This is a genomic window from Streptomyces sp. NPDC000075 (assembly GCF_040301925.1).
Taxonomy (GTDB): Bacteria; Actinomycetota; Actinomycetes; order Streptomycetales; family Streptomycetaceae; genus Streptomyces; species Streptomyces polychromogenes.
Genome location: NZ_JBEPFL010000052.1, coordinates 12,588 through 30,271, shown reverse-complemented (window position 1 = coordinate 30,271; position 17,684 = coordinate 12,588). Strand labels below are relative to the sequence as shown.

Here is a 17,684-nt window from a genome sequence, read left to right as displayed (position 1 = left end):
GGGCGCGGGCGGTCGGGCGTTACGGGAGGGGCTGGAGGCTGTGGAGGTGCTGGAGGTGCTGGACGAGGGAGATGAGCACCCGCTTGCTGGACTCGCGGGAGCGGGCGTCGCAGAACAGCAGCGGCACCTCGGACGGCAGGTCGAGGGCGGCGCGGATCTGCTCGGGGGTGTGGGCGGGGCCGCCGAAGTCGTTGCAGGCGACGACGAAGGGCGTGCCGTGGTGTTCGAGGCGGTCGATGGCGTACCAGGAGTCCGCGAGCCGCCGGGTGTCGACGAGGACGACCGCGCCGAGGGTGCCGGAGAACAGGCGGTCCCACAGGAACCAGAACCGCTCCTGGCCCGGGGCGCCGAAGAGGTAGAGCACGTTGCGGGCGTCGAGGGTGATCCGGCCGAAGTCGAAGGCGACGGTGGTGGAGGTCTTGGCGGCGATGCCGTCGGTGTGGTCGACGGCCTCCCCGGCCTGGGTCATCGTCTCCTCGGTGTTCAGCGGGCGGATCTCGCTGACCGAGCGGACCATGGTGGTCTTGCCGACGCCGAAGCCGCCCACGATCACGATCTTCAGGCCGTTGTCGGCGGTGCTGCTGAGTGCCTGCCGGGGCGCGCCCGGGTCAGAGGTTGCGGAGTCCAACGAGCACCTGCTCCAGGAGTTCGGGGTCGGGAAGGCGGTACGTCGCGGCGCGCGGGTGCCGGGCGCTGATGCGTCCGGCGGCCAGGAGGTCGGCGAGCAGGATCCGTACGATCGACACCGGCAGGCCCAGTCCGGCCGCCACCTCGACGACGGCCGCCGGGTGGCGGCACATCCGCAGGATGGCCGCGTGCTCCGACTGCATCCCGGGGACGGGGTCGCACTCGGCGACGACGAGGGTCACCAGGTCGAAGGCGTCGCTCCCGGAGCGGCTGCGGCCGCCGGTGAGGGTGTAGAGGCGGTCCGGGGAGTCGTCCCGGCCGGGCCGGGCTCGGCTCATCCCCGGGGCCTGGCGATCAGATGCTCGCTCAGCTGCTCGACCAGTTCGGACATGTTGTGGCCGACGAGTCCGGCGTCGGCGTCCTCGGCGGCGACGAGGGCGAGGTGGGCGCCCTCTCCGGCCTCGACGATGAAGAGGATCCCGCCGTAGAACTCGGCCATGGCGGAGCGGACCCCGCCGGTTCCGTCGCCGAACTCGACGGAGGCTCCGTGCGAGAGGCTCTGGATGCCGGCGGCGATGGCGGCGAGCTGGTCGGCCTGGTCGACGGAGAGCTCCGGGGTGCGGCACAGCTTGAGGCCGTCGCGGGAGAGCACGAGGGCGTGCCGGGCGCCGGGGGTGCGCTCCAGGAGGCCTTCCAGGAGCCAGCTGAGCTTCTCGTCGGTGGTGGGGCCGGTCATCTCGTGTCGCCTTCCGGGTGCTGGGGGTTCGTGGGCCGCTGCCGCGCCGGCGCGTCGCGCACGGCCTGGCGGAAGCTGCCGAAGCGGGCGGCGGACCGGGACGCGCCGGTGGGGGCGGCCTGGGTGCGGGACGCCGCGTCCGCGGCGTCGGGGCCCTGCGGGTGGGCGGCGGCCAGGGTGCGGCCGCGCCGTCGCTGGGGCAGTCCGCTCTCGCCGAGCACCGGGGTCGTGCCGGTGGGTTCGGGGTCGTGGGGGCCGCCGGGTGCGGGCCCGGCGGCCGCGCGCGGGGCGGCCGGCGGGAGGGCGCGGCCGGTGGCAACCGGCGGGAGGGCGCGGCCCGGGGCGGGGGCGCGGCCGGCGGTGGGGGCCGCGAGGAGCGGCGGGGCGGGGACGGGTTCGGCCGGGGCGTGGCTGACCAGTTCCTCGGGGATCATCATCAGCGCGCCGGTGCCGCCGCGCGCGGAGGGACGGAAGGAGACGGTCAGCCCGTGCTTGCGGGCCAGGCGGCCGACGACGGCGAGGCCCAGGCGGGTCCCGGAGAGCCCGGCGAGGTCCAGGGTCTCGGCGGCGACGGCCTGTTCGGCGCGGCGCAGCTGGAGCTCGCTCATGACGAGGCCGCTGTCCTCGACGGTGATGATGATCCCGGCCGGCACCTCCTCCACGTAGACGTGGACCTCGGCGGTCGGCGGGGAGAAGTTCGCGGCGTTGTCGAGGAGCTCGGCGAGGGCGTGCATGACGCCCTCGGCGGCGTGTCCGGCGACGGCGGCCTCGCTGACGGAGTGCAGGCGGACGCGCTGGTAGCCGCCGATGCGGCCCATGGCGCCGCGCAGGATGGACTCCATGACGATGGGCTTGGCCCAGCGGCGGCCCGAACGGGCGCCGGTGAGGACGGCGATGGAGTCGGCGAGGCGGCCGGCCTGGGCGGTGCGGTGGTCGAGGTGGAGGAGGTCGCCGAGGACCTCCTCGTCGGCGTGGTTGTGCTCCATCTCGCGCAGGTCGGCCAGCATGCCGGTGGCCAGGGCCTGCATCCGGCCGGCCGCGTTGGCGGCGGCGGCCATGGCGGCGGCCCGGCCCGACTGGGCGCGCCGCAGTTCCTCGCCGAGCCGCTCGCGGGTGGCCTGCTGGGCGGCGGCCAGGTGGTCGAGTTCGGCGGTGTGGGCGGCGATGAGCCGGGCGGCCTCGGCGGTGCGGTCGGCCGTCAGCCGGTCGGTCTCGGCGGCGTGTTCGGCCGTGAGCCGGGCGATGCGGGCGGTGTGGTCCGCGGTGAGCCGGGCGAGTTCGGCGGAGAGGCCGGCCGTCTCACGGGCCGCGTCGGCGGTCAGCCGGGCGATGTAGGCGTCGCGGGTGGCGACTTCCCCGGTGAGCAGGGCGAGGTCGCCGCGCAGCTGCCGGGTGGTGCGCGCGCACCAGGTGACGGCGAAGGCGGCGAGGGAGAGCAGCAGGGTACCGAAGGCGGCGAACCAGCCCAGGGGGGCGCGTACGCCCGTCGGGGCCGCGGCCACCGCCGCCGCGCAGACGGTGCCCGCGGCCACCGCCGTGACCAGCAGGGCGAGCACGGAGGGGCGCAGGGGGGAGGGCGACGCCGTCATCAATCAGAGCCTCATAAAAGGGGCGTATATGGAAGAGAGGGTTCCTGTGGCAACGAGGCATCACTATAAGAGGATTGGTGATCGTTTAGGAAAGCCCTTGATGAAGATCACGCTGCGTAGCGCCCACTAAGGTTGCTTCTGGAGCGGTTTCGGGTCCGCGTCATGGCATCCTGTGACGTCACAACTCGCCGGACGGGATCGGCGGCGGACGTCCGGGGAATACGAGGAAGATCCATGAGGCTCTGCTTCCTGGTGGAGGAGCACTACCGCCACGACGGCATGCCGAACGAGGTGATCCGTCAGCTGACCGCGTGGGGCCACCGGGTGGACGTGGTGCGGCCCGGCGGCTCGCTCCTGCGCATGACGGACCTGGTCCGGGCCGGCACTCACGACGCCTGGGTGCTCAAGACCGTCTCGGGCGGCCCCGGGCTCACCCTCCTGGAGGCCGCGGCGGCCGCCGGGGTGACCACCGTCAACGACGCCCGGTCGATCCGCGGGGTACGGGACAAGGCGCTCGCCGCCGCCCTCGGCAGCGCCCGGGGGCTCCCCCTGCCGCCCACGTACGCGGTCGCCCGCCCGGAACTCCTGGCGGAGATACCGGACGAGCTGTACCCGCTCGTGGTCAAGCCCGCCGACGGCAGCTCCGGCCGGGGGGTGCACCTGCTGCCCTCCCCGGACCGGCTGGCGGCCCTGCTGCCCGCGCTCGTGGGCGAGGGCATGCTCATCGCCCAGCCGTACGTCCCGAACCCCGGCACCGACGTCAAGGTGTACTGCGTGGGCGGCGAACTCCACGCCACCGAACGCTGCTCCCCCCTGCACCCCGACGCGGCGGTCCGCGAGCGCCGGGTGCCGCTGCCGGCCGAGGTCGCGGAGATCGCCGCCCGGGTGGGCGAGGTGTACGGGCTGGACCTGTACGGGGTGGACGTGCTGCTGGGCCCCGACGGGCCGGTGGTGGTCGACGTCAACGACTTCCCGAGCTTCCGCCAGGTACCGGACGCGGCGGCCCGGGTGGCGGGCGCCGTCCTGGACCTGGCCCGTACGGGCGGCGGCCGCACCCGCGCGCCGGCCCTGCCGTACGCCCTGCCGGTGGGCATCCCGGTGCAGGCGGCGGCGCGGGCGGGGGACGGCGCGTGAGGATCGGCCTGATCACCCCCGACCCCGGGCATCCGCTGCTGGCGGCCACCGCCGCGCTGCTCGGCGCACGGCACGAGGTGGAGGTGCTGCACCCCGGCGCGGGGGCCGAGGCGGCCGTCGGGGCCCCCGCCGACGTGTACCTGCTCAAGGCACGGACCCCGCAGGCGCTGGAACTGGCCCGCGCGCTGGAGCGGGCAGGGGCCCCGGTGGTGAACTCCGCCGCCGCCACCGAACGCTGCCAGGACCGCACCGGCATGGCGGCGCTGGCCCTCGGGGCCGGCCTGCCCTTCGCCGCCACCCGGACCTTCGGCTCCCTCGCGCTGCTGGAGTCCGCGCCCGCACTGGAGTGGCCGCTGGTGGTCAAGAGCCGCCGCAGCCGCAAGGACGACCTGGTCGTACGCCTCGACGGGCCCGCCCGGCTGCGGGAGCTGGCGCCGCGCTGGGGCCACGAGCCCGTGGTCACGCAGGCGTTCGCGCCCAACAGCGGCTGGGACCACAAGCTGTGGGTGGTCGGGGACGAGGTCTTCGCCGGCGTGCGCCGCTCCGAACTCGCGGCCGGCGGCGGGGAGGCGGACCCCGGCCCCGGGCGGCTGCCCGAGGGCTGGACCGAACTGGCCCTGCGGGCCGGCGGGGTCTTCGGACTCGACGTGTACGGGGTGGACGTCCTCGCCACCGGGGACGGCGCTCCCCTGATCGTCGACGTCAACGCCTTCCCCGGCATCCGCGGCCAGGCGGGCGCCCCCGAGGCCCTCGCCGCCCTGGCCCTGCGCCGGGCCGCCGCAACCCCGCGTTAGACCTGTAGCCTTCGGGCGGGCGACGGCGGGAGGGCGGGGTCCATGCGCGCGGTGGTGTTCGAACGGTACGGGGAGCCGGCCGGGGTGCGTGAGGTGCCGGACCCGGCACCCGCGCCGGGCGGGGTCGTGGTGCGCGTCGAGGCGACGGGGCTGTGCCGCAGCGACTGGCACGGCTGGATGGGCCACGACCCGGACATCACCCTGCCGCACGTCCCCGGGCACGAACTGGCCGGGGTGGTCGAGGCGGTGGGCGCGGGCGTGGTGAACTGGCGGGCCGGCGACCGGGTGACCGTGCCCTTCGTCTGCGCCTGCGGAAGCTGCCCCGACTGCGCGGCCGGCGACCACCAGGTGTGCGCCCGCCAGACGCAGCCCGGGTTCACGCACTGGGGGTCCTTCGCCGAGTACGTGGCCCTGGACCACGCCGACGTGAACCTGGTGGCGGTACCGGAGGAACTGTCCTACGCGACGGCCGCCTCACTGGGCTGCCGCTTCGCCACCGCGTTCCGGGCGGTGGTCGCGCAGGGCAGGGTGAGGGCGGGCGAGTGGGTCGCCGTCCACGGCTGCGGCGGGGTCGGCCTGTCCGCCGTGATGATCGCCGCGGCGGCCGGGGCCCGGGTGGTCGCCGTCGACACCGCGCCCGGGGCGCGGGAGCTGGCCCGGGAGTTCGGGGCCGCGCACTGCGTGGATCCCGCCTCCGCCGGTCCCGGCGGGACGGCCGGGGCGGTACGGGAGCTGACCGGCGGGGGCGCGCACCTCTCGTTGGACGCCCTGGGCTCCCCCGCGACGGCCGCCGCCTCGGTGTCCGGGCTGCGCCGGCGCGGGCGGCACGTCCAGGTGGGGCTCCTCCCGGCGGCGGCCGGCCCGGCGGCGCTGCCGCTGGACCGGGTCATCGGCTGGGAGCTGGAGATCCTCGGCAGCCACGGCATGGCCGCGCACGCCTATCCCCCGATGCTGGAACTCGTCCGCTCCGGCGCCCTGCGCCCGGACCTCCTGGTCACCTCCACGATCCCGCTGGACGCGGCCCCGGCGGCCCTGGCCGCGCTGGGCACGGCGCCGGGACGCGGGGTCACCGTGATCCTGCCCCGGGCCTGAACGGAGGCCCGGGGCAGGGGGTTCACGAACCGGGGTTCAGCCGGCCAGGAGGGTGAGGGTGTCGATCACGCGGTTCGAGAAGCCCCACTCGTTGTCGTACCAGGCGACCACCTTGACGTGACGGCCGTCGACGCGGGTCAGCTCCGAGTCGAAGATCGACGAGGCGGGGTTGCCCGTGATGTCGGACGACACCAGCGGGTCCTGGGAGTACTCGAGCACCCCGGCCAGCGGGCCCTCGGCGGCGGCGCGGTAGGCGGCCAGCACCTCGTCGCGCGTGACCTCGCGGGAGACCGTCGTGTTCAGCTCGACGATCGAACCCACCGGAACGGGCACGCGGATCGAGTCGCCCGACAGCTTCCCGTCGAGGTTCGGCAGCACCAGGCCGATCGCCTTGGCCGCACCGGTCGTGGTCGGCACGATGTTCACGGCGGCGGCGCGGGCGCGGCGCGGGTCGCGGTGCGGGCCGTCCTGGAGCGCCTGCTCCTGGGTGTAGGCGTGCACCGTGGTCATGAAGCCGTGCTCGATGCCGGCCAGTTCGTCGAGGACGGCGGCGAGCGGCGCGAGCGCGTTCGTCGTGCACGAGGCGTTCGAGACGATCGTGTGGAGCTCGGCGTCGTACGCGCCGGTGTTCACGCCGTAGGCGAGGGTCACGTCCGCGCCGTCCGAGGGGGCGCTGACGAGCACCTTCTTCGCGCCCGCCTTGACGTGGGCGCGGGCGGCCTCGGCGGAGGTGAAGCGGCCGGTCGCCTCCAGGACGATGTCGACGCCGAGTTCGGCCCAGGGCAGCCGCTCCGGCTCGCGCTCGGCGAGGACCGCGATGCGCCGGCCGTCGACCACGAGGGTGGTGCCGTCGACGGTCACCGGGCGGCCGAGGCGGCCGGCCGTGGAGTCGTAGGCGAGCAGCCGCGCGAGGGTGGCCGGCTCCGTGAGGTCGTTGACGGCCACGACCTCCAGGTCGCTGTCGCGTTCGAGCAGCGCGCGCAGCACGTTGCGTCCGATGCGGCCGAATCCGTTGATGGCGATGCGAGTCATGAGCGGTGTCCCCTTCTGTTCGCCATCAGGTTCGCCCCCGGCGCCCGCCCGTGACAGTGGCGAGATCGCCATGGTTCGCAAGTATCCCGCCAACCGGCGCCCGGCGGCACTCCGCCGCCTACTCGCCCCGGGTGAAGGTGCGCCGGTACTCGGTCGGGGTGGTGCCGAGGATCCGCTGGAAGTGCAGGCGCAGGTTCGCGCCGGTCCCCAGGCCCACGTCGGCGGCGATCTGCTCGACGCTCCGCTCGGAGCGCTCCAGGAGCTCACGGGCCACGTCCACCCGGGCCCGCATGATCCACTGCATCGGGGTGTACCCGGTGTCCTGGGCGAAACGCCGGGAGAACGTACGGGCCGACACGGCCGCGTGCTGGGCGAGCGCTTCGAGGGTCAGGGGCTCGCCGAGCCGCTTCAGCGCCCACTCACGGGTGGCGGAGAAGCGCTCCCCGAGCGGTTCGGGCACGCTGCGCGGCAGGTACTGCGCCTGCCCGCCGCTGCGGTACGGGGCCGCGACCAGCCGCCGGGCCGCGTGGTTGGCGGCGGCCACGCCGAGGTCGCGGCGCAGGATGTGCAGGCACAGGTCGATGCCGGAGGCGGCGCCGGCCGAGGTCAGGACGCTTCCCTCGTCCACGAACAGCACGTTCTCGTCGAGCCGGACGAGGGGGTGTTTCGCCGTCAGCGCCCGCGTGTAGTGCCAGTGGGTGGTGGCGCGCTTGCCGTCGAGCAGTCCCGTGGCGGCGAGCGCGAACGCGCCCGTCGAGATGGCCGCGAGCCGCGCCCCCCGCGCGTGGGCGGCCGTCAGCGCCTCGACGACCTCGCGCGGCGGGTCCTCGCGGTCGGGGAAGCGGTAGCCGGGGACGAAGACGACGTCGGCCCACTCCAGCGCCTCCAGCCCGTGGGTGACGTGGTACGAGAGCCCGTCGCCGCCGGTGACCAGACCCGGGGCCGCCCCGCACACCCGGACCTCGTACGGCATGCTCGCGCGGGTGCTGAAGACCTGCGCGGGGATCCCGACGTCGAGCGGCTTGGCCCCTTCGAGGACGAGGACGGCGACGCGGTGGAGGCGGGATCGGGGCACGTCACAGAGCGTACGCGCCGGCGAAACCCGTGTGCGCGCCGCCGGACCGGAATGCGAGCATGCCCGGATGGAACGTCCTCTCGAATCCCTCGTCGTCCGGCACACCCTCCGCGTCCCGGCCCCTTCGGGCCCCTCCGGGCAGGGCGGCACGGCGGCGCGGCGGTTCGACGCCGCGCTGCTGTCCGTCGGGTTCAAGCTCTCGGCCCCGCTGCTGGAGCACCTGTCGGGGCTCGCGGAGGAGACCGTCGTGGAGACGGCGGCGCGCACGCTGGACACCGTCCGCGAGATGACCGGCGACCACGTCGTGCACAACGTGTACTTCAAGGACTTCCCGGCCAACGTGCCGGACACCTTCGAGTTCTGGATGACGTGCGTCCGTGAGGCCCTGGCCGACGACGCCACGCGCGGCAGCACCCTCGCGCAGCTGCGCACCGGTGTCCTGGACCTGCTGACCCTCCCCTCGTACGGCGACTACCGCCACACCTACGCGGAGATGCTCGCCGCGCACGAGGAGCTGATCGCGGCCGCCGGGGACCGGATGACGGTCCTGCACCGGGGCGGCACCCCCGACGAGGAGGTGACCGCCCTCTACCTGGCCCTGGCGGGCAGCACCACACCGCTCGGCGAGGAGGGGCTGGGCGATCTCGCGCGGCTCGCCGGGCACTGCGCCGACGGCCCCCAGCCGGCGGAGATCCCGGTCCGGGAGAACCGCGCCGTGGTCAACCGGGCCCGCCTGGGCCTCGGTGCGGAGCTGCTGGTGGACACCGTCACCGATGTGCTGCGGCTGGCCTGCGCCCTGTCGGACGGGGACGTGTCCCTGACGGAGCCGACCCGGCTGAAGGGGCTGTCGCGTCCGGTCCGGCGGGCCCTGGTGGCCGCCCTGGACGCGGTGGTCGAGCAGTCCCCCGCCAAGCTCGCCGACGTCCTCGCGCACCGCGAGGAGTTCAAGCGGCTCGGCGAACGCCTCCACCCGCACGAGTACCCGCACCGGCCGCACGCCGCCCGGGTGTTCGCCGTCGCCCGGGGCGAGGAGGAGGCACGGACCCTGGAGAGCCGGGCCGAGGAACTCCTCGGCTCCGGCGACGTCGTCGCGGCGGCGCGGCTGCTGGCCGCCGCCGCGCCCGGCCGGCTGCTGCGCTCCGTGGACCGGCTGCTGCGCACCTGCCCGGGCCCCGAGGAGCGCCGGGCCGTCGCGGACGCCGCCGGGGAGGCCGCGCCGCGGGTCTCCGGCCGGGTCCTGCTGTCGGTGCGCGAGCACCTGCGCGACCGGGACCGGGACCGCGGACCGGCCGCGCGCCGGGTCTTCGTCAACCCCCGGGGACGCGCCTGGGTCACCCCGGACACCCGTGCGCCCCTGCCGGGCGGCGAGGCCGGGCGCCTGGCCGGGATCCTGGACGCGGAGGTGCTCCGGCGCCTGCCCGACCCCGGGCACCTGCTGGTCGACCCGGCCGTCCTCGACGTGGCCCTGCCGCTGAGCGGGAAGGCGACGGCCGCCGGGCTCGGCGTGCTGCCGCGCGGCTCGCTGTCGCCGGTGGACGGGGAGCTGCTGCGGTTCTTCGTGCACTGGACGCAGACGAAGCACAGCACCGACTACGACCTGTCGGCGGTGATGCTGGACGGCTCGTACGAGACCGTCTCCTGGCTGTCGTACACGGCCCTCCAGGCGGTCGGCGGCGAGCACTCGGGCGACATCACCGACGCGCCCGCGCCCGACGGCGCCTCGGAGTTCATCAACCTGCGCCTGGACGCCGTACAGGGCGACTTCATCGTCCCGATGGTCAACCTCTTCTCCGGGGAGGGCTTCGAGGAGGTGGCCGAGTCCTTCTTCGGTTTCATGCTGCGCGACGGCGAGCAGCTCGGCCGGCCCTTCGAACCGCGCACCGTCCGGATGAAGTCGGAGCTGCGCGGGCCGGGCCGGGTCGCCCTGCCGCTGGTGTTCCTGCGCGGCGCCGACGGCGGCTGGCGGGCCAAGTGGCTGCACGTGTACCTGCGCGGCACCCCCGGCGGCAACCGGGTGGAGGAGAACCGGGCGACGGTCGGCACGCTGGTGCGGGGGATCGTCGAGCGCGAGTACCTCACGGTCCGCCACCTGGCCGGGCTGCTGGCCGACCGCGCCCGCAGCACCGCGGAGTGGGACGGCGGGGAGCCGCCGCAGGGGCCGGTCACCTACATCGGGCTGGAGCGCCCGGACGGGCTGCACCCAGACTCGGTGGTGTTCACTCCGGAAAACCTGCGTGCCCTGATCCCGGGGTAGGTGCTACTTTTGGCCCCGGCGAGGCCATGGGAGGACTTCCTTCTCCACACCACTGAATTAGTCCCCCCGCTCTCCTCGCCCTCGACGTGAACGACCGCGAGCCGGGATGCCCCAGGGCGTCCCGGCTCCGTCGTGTCGGCGGAGGGTGTCCGGCCCCCGGACGGGCGGCTCGACCGGCCCGCCGCCCGCTCCCATACTTGGGGCTCATGAGAGGGAAGGACAAGGACACCGCGCGCAGCAGCCCGCTGGTGCCCGCCGCCGTCGCGGAGACGATCGCACGCCACGACTGGGCGTCCACCGCCTGCGGCTGCGGCCGTTCGGCGGAGCATCTGGCGGACACCCTGTGGCATGCCGCCGAAGGGCATCCGGCGGCCTTCCACGCCCTGGAGGGGCACGTCTTCACCCGGCCCAGGCTCTGGCCGCCCGCCCCCGCCGCGTGCGCGGTGCTGATGGCCGTCTGGGCGGCCGGGCCGCCCCGGCTGGCGACCCGCGAGGCCCTGCTGCGGACGCTGCTCACGCTGCTCACCTCCGAGGACGACGGGAGCGCGTACGAGGCGGGCCTCTACGGGCAGTGCGCCGCCCACGTCCGGGCCGGGCTGCCACAGCTGACCGGCCCGCTGGCCGGCCGGCCCGGCAGCCCGACGGCCGCCTACGCCGACGGCATCCTCGACATCATCCGGCTGTGCGCCTGAGGCCGCGCAGCAGTCGCGGCGTGACCTCCTCCAGGGAGGCGGCGAAGGTGCGCGCCGCCGAGCCCGGTACCTCCAGCAGCGAGGGCACGACCAGGACCGGGCAGCCCGCCGCCTCGGCGGAGGCCGCGCCGTCCGGGGAGTCCTCCACCGCGACGCACTCCCCCGGTTCGAAGCCGAGGCGTCCGGCCGCGACGCGGTAGGGGTCGGGGTGCGGCTTGGTGCGCGCGGTGTCGTCGGCGGAGAGGGTGAAGGCGAAGGGGACGTGCGCCAGCGCGCCCCCCACCACCTGGTCGACGACCACCCGCGGGGAGGCGCTGACCAGGGCGAAGGGCACGCCCTGCGCCTCCAGGGCGGTCAGCAGCCGCTGGGCTCCGGGCCGGACGGGGGCGCCGGCCGCGACCCGGCGGAAGAAGCCCTGGGTGAGTTCGTCCGCCACGGCCCCGGCGTCCGCGCCGCCGGTGACCCGGACGAGGTGGGCGGCGGTGTCGGCGACCGCGCGGCCGACGACCTCGGGGGCGTCGGCCGGGCCGATCCGGTGGCCGAGACGGTCCGCGACCTCCCCGGTGGTCTCCCACCAGAGCACCTCGGTGTCCACGAGGGTGCCGTCCATGTCGAAGAGGACGGCGGCGAGTCCGCTCACACGGCCCTCGCCACGACGAGTACGGGCCGCTCGGCCAGGCCGACGGTGGCCCGCGCGCCGGGGGTGAGGCCGCCCGCGTCCCGGGAGGGGACGTCCGCCTTGACCCGGGTGCCTCCGGGCAGGTCGAGGTGGAGGCGGGTGACGGCGCCGAGGAAGGAGGCCGAGGACACGGTGGCGGTGCCGGCCGTGTCGGCGGTGACGGTGAGGTTCTCGGGCCGGACCAGCACCTCGACCTCGGGCCCGGAGGGGACGGGGCCGTCGACGGGCAGCCGGGTGCCGGCGACGTCCACCCGGTCCGAGCCGGCGAGGCGGCCCGGCAGCCGGTTCATGGTGCCGACGAACCCGGCGACGAACGGGGTGGCGGGACGCTCGTAGAGCTCGGCGGGGGCGGCGCACTGCTCCAGCCTGCCGGCGTTGAGGACGGCGACCCGGTCGGCCGTCGACAGGGCCTCCTCCTGGTCGTGGGTGACGAACACGGTGGTGATGCCGAGGGAGAGCTGGAGCCTGCGGATCTCCTCGCGCAGGTTGGCCCGTACCTTCGCGTCCAGGGCGGAGAGCGGCTCGTCGAGCAGGAGCACGCGCGGGCGCAGGGCCAGGGCGCGGGCGAGGGCGACGCGCTGCTGCTGACCGCCGGACATCTGGTGCGGGTAGCGGTCGCCGTGCTCGGGAAGACCGACGAGGTCCAGGAGTTCGGCGGCGCGTTCGCGGCGGCGGGGCGCCGGGACGCCCCGCACGCGCAGGCCGAAGGCGACGTTCTCGCGGGCGCTCAGGTTCGGGAAGAGGCTGTACGACTGGAAGACCATCCCGGCGTCGCGGCGGTTGGCCGGGACCCGGGTGACGTCCTCTCCGTCGACCAGCACCTCACCGGAGTCGGGGTGTTCGAAGCCGGCGAGGACGCGCAGGGCGGTGGTCTTGCCGCAGCCCGAGGGGCCGAGCAGGGCGAGGAGTTCGCCGGGCTCCACGGTCAGGTCGAGTCCGTCCAGGGCGGTGGTGGTGCCGAACGAGCGGCGCAGGCCGCGGAATTCGATCCGGGCGCCCCGGGTGGCGGCGGACTCGGCCGGCTTCCCGGACTCGGTCAGGGTGGTGGACATGCGGGTCAGGACTCCTTGCGGGAGGTGGCGGGGGCGGCGGCGGTGGACGGCGCGGTTCCGGCCCGCGAGAGGACGAGCAGCAGCAGCCAGGTGATCAGGAGGCTGAGGATGGAGACGGCCACCGACATCCGGGCCTGGGCGCCGGAGAGGGAGACGATCCACACCGCGAAGGGGCGGAAGCCCAGCAGGGAGGCGATGGTGAACTCGCCGAGCACCAGCGCCAGGGTGAGGAACGCCGCCCCTGCGAGGGAGGTCCGCAGGTTCGGCAGCAGCACCCGCCACACCACGTACGGCCAGCTCGCCCCGCAGCTGCGGGCCGCCTCGACCAGGGTGGGCACGTCCACGGCGCGCAGGCCCGCGTCGAGCGAGCGGTGGACGAAGGGCAGTGCCAGGACGGTGTAGGCGAGGACCAGTACGACGGGGAACCGCTCGTCCTGGACGGCGATGAAGGTCTGGTAGAGCGGGGTGCGCGAGAGGTGCTCGGGTCCCCAGCGGAGCACGGTGGTGATGCCGGTGACCAGGGCGATGGGCGGTACGACCAGCGGCAGCATGCACACCACCTCCACCACGGGGCGCAGCCTCGGCGAGCCGATCCGTACGGCGACCAGCGCGGGCACGGCCAGCAGCAGGGACAGCGCGATGGTGGCGGCGGCCAGGCCCAGGGAGAGCAGCAGGCTCTGGGAGAACCCGTCGGCGCCGAGCAGTTCGGTGTACGCCTCGAAGGTGACGCCCTGTCCGGGGACGTGGACGGTGAACACGAAGGAGGCGAGGAGCGGGAGCAGGAAGTACACGCCCGCGAGGGCGAGGACGGCGCCGCGCCAGATCCGCGGGCGGGGGCGGGCCGCCTTCCGCGCCCGCGCGGCGGCCTTCGCGGGGGCCGCGCCGGCATCGCCGCGTGCGGGCCCGGGGGCGGTCCCGGTGGTCCCGGTGGTCTCAGTGGTCTCAGCGGTCTCAGCGGTCTCAGTGGTCTCGGTCATCGCAGCCATCGGGCGCTCCGTCGCTGGAGGGGCAGGTAGACCGCCATGACCAGGCCGGCGATCAGGATCATGTCGAGGCCGAGGGCGAGCGCGACGTTCTCCTGGCCGGTCAGGACGTTGCCCGAGAGGGCGTCCGCGATCTTCAGGGTGACCAGCGGTACGGAGCCGCCGACGAGGGCGGCGGCCGTCGCGTGGGCCGCGAAGGCGGTGCCGAAGAGCAGGACGAACCCGCCGAGCAGCGAGGGCGTGAGCACCGGCAGGCCGACGAGGCGCCAGAACTGCCATCCGGTGGCCCCGTTGTTCCGGGCGGCCTCGCGCCACTGGGGGCGCAGCCCGTCGAGGGCGGGGACGGTCACCAGGACCATCAGCGGGATCAGGAAGTACAGGTAGACCACGGTGAGGCCGGTGAAGGAGTACAGGTCCCAGCCCAGGCCGGTGAGGTCGGCGAGCCGCGTGACCACGCCGGAGATGCCGGCGGTGGCGATGAAGGCGAAGGCCAGCGGGACGCCGCCGAAGTTGGCGAGGACGCCGGAGGCGGTGAGGGCCGCCGAGCGCAGGGCGGTGGAGCGGGAGGTGACCAGCGCCTGGGCGATCAGGACGCCGAGGACCGCGCCGAGCAGGGCGGTCAGGGCGGAGAGCTGGACGCTGCCGGTCAGGGAGCCGAGGTAGGGGCCCTGGAGGGAGCGGGCCAGGTGCTCGCCGGTGACCCGGGTGGCGCCGGTGGCCGGGTCGGTGCGGGTGACCGCGCCGAAGGCGATGGCGCCCAGCGGGATGCCGAAGCAGAGCCCGGTGAAGACGAGGAGGGGGAGGGCGGCGAGCCAGGTGCGCGGGCCGCGCCGCCGCCGGCGGCGGGTGGTGCCGCCGGCGGTGCCCTCCGGGTGAGGGGTGGTGGGTGCGGACATCAGCTGAGGGCCTTGTCCCACTTCTCGGCGAGGACGGCCTTGGCCGTGTCGAGCTCGGTCGAGGCCGGGAAGGACGGGGTGCCCTGGACCTGGGGGAGCTTGGTGACGGCGTCCTTGTCGGCGGTGCCGTCCTGGGTCATGCCGGGCAGCAGGACCGGCCGGGCGTGTCCCTTGAGCCAGATGTTCTGGCCCTCGGTGCTGTAGAGGAACTCCATCCACAGGCGGGCGGCGGCCGGGTTGGGGGCCTCCTTGTTGACGGCCTGGGAGTAGAACTGGGCGTAGACGCCGTCGGCGGGGACGACGGTCTTCCAGTCGACGCCCTTGCCCTTGAACTGCTCGGCGTAGCCGGCGTTCAGGTAGTCCCAGTCGATCGAGATGGGGGTCTCGCCCTTCTCGACGGTGGCGGGGGTGGACTCGACGGGGATGAAGTTGCCGCTCTTGCGGAGCTGCCCGAAGAAGTCGATGCCGGGCTGGACGTCGGCGAAGGAGCCCTTGTTGGCGAGGGCCGCCGCGTAGACGCCGCCGAAGGCGGAGCCGGACTTGGTCGGGTTGCCGTTGAGGGCGACCTTGCCCTTGTACTCCGGCTTGAGCAGGTCGGCGAAGGTCTGCGGGCAGGTGGGGATCTTCGCGGCGTCGCAGCCGATGGAGACGTAGCCGCCGTAGTCGTTGTACCAGCGGGCGTCGGCGTCCTTCTGGGAGGCGGGGATCCTGTCCCAGGCGGTCACCTTGTAGGGGGCGAAGAGGTTCTCGCCGGCTCCGCTGCGGGCGAAGGCGATGCCGAGGTCGAGGACGTCGGGGGCGCGCGTCTGGCCCTTGCGGGACTTGACGGCGGCGATCTCGTCGGCGCTGGTGGCGTCCGGGTTCTCGCTGGAGACCTTGATCTTCGGGTACTTGGCCTGGAAGGCCTTGATCATCTCGCCGTAGTTCGCCCAGTCCGGCGGCAGGGCGATCACGTTGAGCCGGCCCTCCTTCTCGGCGGCCGCGACGAGCGCGTCCATGCCGCCGAGGTCGGCCGCGGAGGCGGCGGTGGCCGGCTGGGCCTTGCCCTTGGCGCCGTCGCCGGCGGCGGGCTGGTCGGGGGCGGCACCACACGCGCTGAGCGTGGCGAGGGCGGCGGCGCTGAGCAGGACGGCCGCACCGCGACGGGCGGAGGAACGGAACACGGTCTCTCCCGGAGACGAAGGGGGGATCACTCGTCAGGCTTCACTTGTCTGAACAAGTGGCCCCAGTTCGCCCGGGCCGGCTGTACGGGCGGTGAACGGCGCCTGGACCGTGGAGCACGGCTCGACGAAGACACGAGAATGACCGAAAGAAGTCGTGACAGAACCTGCTGGAATGATCATGAGTGGCCGTGCGGGACGACCCGCACACGGCGAGCGGGGGGCGAACGGCATGGGCACGGTCCGGTATCTGGAGATCGCGGAGGAGCTGCGCCGGGCGATCCTGTCCGGGGAGTACCCGGTGGGCGCCCGGCTGCCGTCGGAGAGCGATCTGGCGGCCCGCTGGTCCGCCTCGCGCGGGACGGTCCGCCAGGCCGTCGCCACGCTCGCCGCCGAGGGGCTGGTCGGCTCCAGCCAGGGGGCCCGCAGGATCGTCCTGCGCCACGAGCGCCGGCACAGCTTCGGCGAACTGAACAGCTTCGCCCAGTGGGCCGAGGGGGTGGGCCACGAGGCCCGCGGCCGGTTCCTGTCGCGGACCCGGCGGCCCGCGACGCCCGAGGAGGCGGAGCGCCTCGCGCTGGCGCCCGGCACGGAGGTCCTCGCCGCGCTGCGGCTGCGGCTGCTGGACGGGGAGCCGGTGATGGTGGAGCGGACCGCCTACGCCGACTGGGTCGCGGCGGCCGTCGAGGCCATGCCGGAGGACTGCCGCTCGGTGATGGACGCCCTGGCCGCGGACTCGGGTGTGGTGGCCCACTACGGCGAGCACCTGATCGACGCCCTCCCGGCGGGCAGCGAGGACGCCCGGCTCCTGGAGGTCCGGCGCGGCAGCCCGCTGCTGCGCCAGCGTCATGTCTCGGCCACCCGCACGGGCCGTCCCATCGAGTGGTCCGACGACCGCTACCGGGCGGGTAGCGTCACCTTCAGTGTGAGCAACTCGGCGGTAGCCGCGCCGCTGGAGCGGCACCCGGGCGGAGGGGAACACCGATGATCGACGTGCACCGGCTGCGCGTGCTGCGGGCCGTGGCCGACCACGGCAGCTTCAACCGGGCCGCCGCGGCCCTGCGGCTGACCCCCTCGGCGGTCTCCCAGCACATCGCCTCGCTGGAGCGGGGCCTGGGCCACCCGGTGGCCGAGCGCAGCACGCGCGGGGTCACCCTCACCGAGGCGGGCCGGATGCTGGTGGAGACGGCCGAGACCATCACCGCCGAGCTGGACCGCGTCCGCGCGCGCATCGACCGGCTGGCCGCCGGCCGGCCCCGGCTGACCGTCGCCACCTTCACCAGCGGGGGCCGCCACCTGCTGCCGGGGGCGCTGGCCTCCTTCGTGCACGCGCACCCGGAGGTGGAACTGACCGTGCTGGAGGCCGAACCGGAGGCTTCGCTGCCGATGGTCCGCGCCGGCGCCGCCGACCTGGCCCTGGCCTACCACTTCGACGGCCCACTGCCCTCCGGGACCGGGCTGTCCTGGCTTCCGCTGCTGGAGGACCCGCTGTACGCGGTCCTGCCGGCCGGCCACCGGCTGGCGGACCGGTCGCAGGTCGAGCCGGCCGAACTCGCGGCCGACCGCTGGGTGCTGGGCTGCCTGAAGACCGAGGCCTTCCTGCGCCGCTACGCGGACCGGGCCGGGTTCGAGCTGCGGATCGCCGCGTCGACCACCGACTACTTCTTCGCGCAGACCCTGGTCGGCGCCGGCGTCGGCGTCGCGCTGGTCCCGCACATCGCCCTGGCCCCGCCCGCCGGCTCAGCCGTGGTGCCCCTCGCCCCGCCCCGCCCGGCCCGCCACCTCGGCGTCGCCGCTCCCCCGCGCGCCCCGCAGCCGTACGCCCAGGCCCTGACGGAGGCCCTGCGCGCCTCCGTGGGCGACGGGGGACCCAGGACGTAGCGCCCGGA

At 74.9% G+C, this 17,684-nt stretch carries 18 protein-coding genes; 7 read left to right on the top strand and 11 right to left on the bottom strand.

All coding sequences use genetic code 11. The features are described 5' to 3' along the window. Positions 1–19: 19 nt before the first annotated feature. Genes ABT403_RS36585 through ABT403_RS36570 form a run of 4 tightly spaced genes read right to left on the bottom strand, consistent with a single transcriptional unit; the run spans position 20 to position 2,952 of the window. Entirely contained in the window at positions 20–628 is a 609-nt protein-coding gene (locus ABT403_RS36585) for a GTP-binding protein (protein WP_344168119.1), read from the bottom strand. Then, a complete protein-coding gene (locus ABT403_RS36580; RefSeq protein ID WP_344168122.1) occupies positions 609–965 on the bottom strand; it encodes a DUF742 domain-containing protein in 357 nt (118 codons plus the stop codon). Before ABT403_RS36580 ends, ABT403_RS36585 begins: the two co-directional genes overlap by 20 nt. After that, positions 962–1,363, bottom strand: coding sequence for a roadblock/LC7 domain-containing protein (locus ABT403_RS36575; protein WP_344168125.1), 402 nt, complete (start codon positions 1,361–1,363; stop codon positions 962–964). The genes ABT403_RS36580 and ABT403_RS36575 overlap by 4 nt, the downstream gene beginning before the upstream one ends. Further along, on the bottom strand, positions 1,360–2,952 hold the full coding sequence (locus ABT403_RS36570) for a sensor histidine kinase (RefSeq protein WP_351650767.1): 1,593 nt from the start codon (positions 2,950–2,952) through the stop codon (positions 1,360–1,362). The genes ABT403_RS36575 and ABT403_RS36570 overlap by 4 nt, the downstream gene beginning before the upstream one ends. A gap of 234 nt (positions 2,953–3,186) precedes the next feature. Here ABT403_RS36570 and ABT403_RS36565 point away from each other — a divergent pair, with 234 nt between their 5' ends. Genes ABT403_RS36565 through ABT403_RS36555 form a run of 3 tightly spaced genes read left to right on the top strand, consistent with a single transcriptional unit; the run spans position 3,187 to position 5,972 of the window. Beyond that, positions 3,187–4,086 (top strand): ATP-grasp domain-containing protein, encoded by a 900-nt coding sequence (locus tag ABT403_RS36565; RefSeq protein WP_344168131.1) that lies wholly within the window; start codon positions 3,187–3,189, stop codon positions 4,084–4,086. Then, positions 4,083–4,880 carry an ATP-grasp domain-containing protein gene (locus ABT403_RS36560; protein ID WP_344168134.1) on the top strand — a complete coding sequence of 266 codons (798 nt, stop codon included), beginning with the start codon at positions 4,083–4,085 and terminating at the stop codon, positions 4,878–4,880. Before ABT403_RS36565 ends, ABT403_RS36560 begins: the two co-directional genes overlap by 4 nt. A 42-nt stretch (positions 4,881–4,922) precedes the next feature. Beyond that, positions 4,923–5,972, top strand: coding sequence for an alcohol dehydrogenase catalytic domain-containing protein (locus ABT403_RS36555; protein ID WP_344168137.1), 1,050 nt, complete (start codon positions 4,923–4,925; stop codon positions 5,970–5,972). A gap of 36 nt (positions 5,973–6,008) precedes the next feature. Here the strand turns inward: ABT403_RS36555 and gap are convergent, their stop codons facing one another. Further along, entirely contained in the window at positions 6,009–7,004 is a 996-nt protein-coding gene (gap, locus tag ABT403_RS36550; RefSeq protein ID WP_344168140.1) for a type I glyceraldehyde-3-phosphate dehydrogenase, read from the bottom strand. Between the two features lie 118 nt (positions 7,005–7,122). Next, on the bottom strand, positions 7,123–8,079 hold the full coding sequence (locus ABT403_RS36545) for a GlxA family transcriptional regulator (protein WP_344168143.1): 957 nt from the start codon (positions 8,077–8,079) through the stop codon (positions 7,123–7,125). Positions 8,080–8,146: 67 nt separating this feature from the next. On the opposite strand from ABT403_RS36545, the gene ABT403_RS36540 reads away from it, so the two are divergent. Next, positions 8,147–10,333 (top strand): TerD family protein, encoded by a 2,187-nt coding sequence (locus ABT403_RS36540; protein ID WP_344168146.1) that lies wholly within the window; start codon positions 8,147–8,149, stop codon positions 10,331–10,333. Positions 10,334–10,539: 206 nt separating this feature from the next. Beyond that, positions 10,540–11,025 (top strand): hypothetical protein, encoded by a 486-nt coding sequence (locus ABT403_RS36535; protein WP_344168149.1) that lies wholly within the window; start codon positions 10,540–10,542, stop codon positions 11,023–11,025. On the opposite strand, the gene ABT403_RS36530 is transcribed toward ABT403_RS36535, so the two are convergent. From ABT403_RS36530 to ABT403_RS36510, 5 genes are read right to left on the bottom strand one after another with little or no spacing between them, the layout of a single operon-like run. After that, a complete protein-coding gene (locus ABT403_RS36530; RefSeq protein WP_344168152.1) occupies positions 11,006–11,665 on the bottom strand; it encodes an HAD family hydrolase in 660 nt (219 codons plus the stop codon). The two genes, ABT403_RS36535 and ABT403_RS36530, sit on opposite strands and share 20 nt — an antisense overlap. Then, positions 11,662–12,756 carry an ABC transporter ATP-binding protein gene (locus tag ABT403_RS36525; protein ID WP_344168155.1) on the bottom strand — a complete coding sequence of 365 codons (1,095 nt, stop codon included), beginning with the start codon at positions 12,754–12,756 and terminating at the stop codon, positions 11,662–11,664. The genes ABT403_RS36530 and ABT403_RS36525 overlap by 4 nt, the downstream gene beginning before the upstream one ends. 5 nt (positions 12,757–12,761) lie before the next feature. Then, positions 12,762–13,742 carry an ABC transporter permease gene (locus ABT403_RS36520; protein WP_344168158.1) on the bottom strand — a complete coding sequence of 327 codons (981 nt, stop codon included), beginning with the start codon at positions 13,740–13,742 and terminating at the stop codon, positions 12,762–12,764. Then, positions 13,730–14,635, bottom strand: coding sequence for an ABC transporter permease (locus ABT403_RS36515; protein ID WP_344168161.1), 906 nt, complete (start codon positions 14,633–14,635; stop codon positions 13,730–13,732). Before ABT403_RS36515 ends, ABT403_RS36520 begins: the two co-directional genes overlap by 13 nt. After that, positions 14,635–15,798, bottom strand: coding sequence for an ABC transporter substrate-binding protein (locus ABT403_RS36510; protein WP_425580325.1), 1,164 nt, complete (start codon positions 15,796–15,798; stop codon positions 14,635–14,637). The genes ABT403_RS36515 and ABT403_RS36510 overlap by 1 nt, the downstream gene beginning before the upstream one ends. A 229-nt stretch (positions 15,799–16,027) precedes the next feature. Here ABT403_RS36510 and ABT403_RS36505 point away from each other — a divergent pair, with 229 nt between their 5' ends. Next, the gene (locus tag ABT403_RS36505) at positions 16,028–16,783 is read left to right on the top strand and encodes a GntR family transcriptional regulator (RefSeq protein WP_344168438.1); all 756 of its coding nucleotides are present in this window, start codon (positions 16,028–16,030) and stop codon (positions 16,781–16,783) included. Then, positions 16,780–17,676, top strand: coding sequence for a LysR family transcriptional regulator (locus ABT403_RS36500; RefSeq protein WP_344168164.1), 897 nt, complete (start codon positions 16,780–16,782; stop codon positions 17,674–17,676). The genes ABT403_RS36505 and ABT403_RS36500 overlap by 4 nt, the downstream gene beginning before the upstream one ends. Positions 17,677–17,684 lie beyond the last annotated feature (8 nt).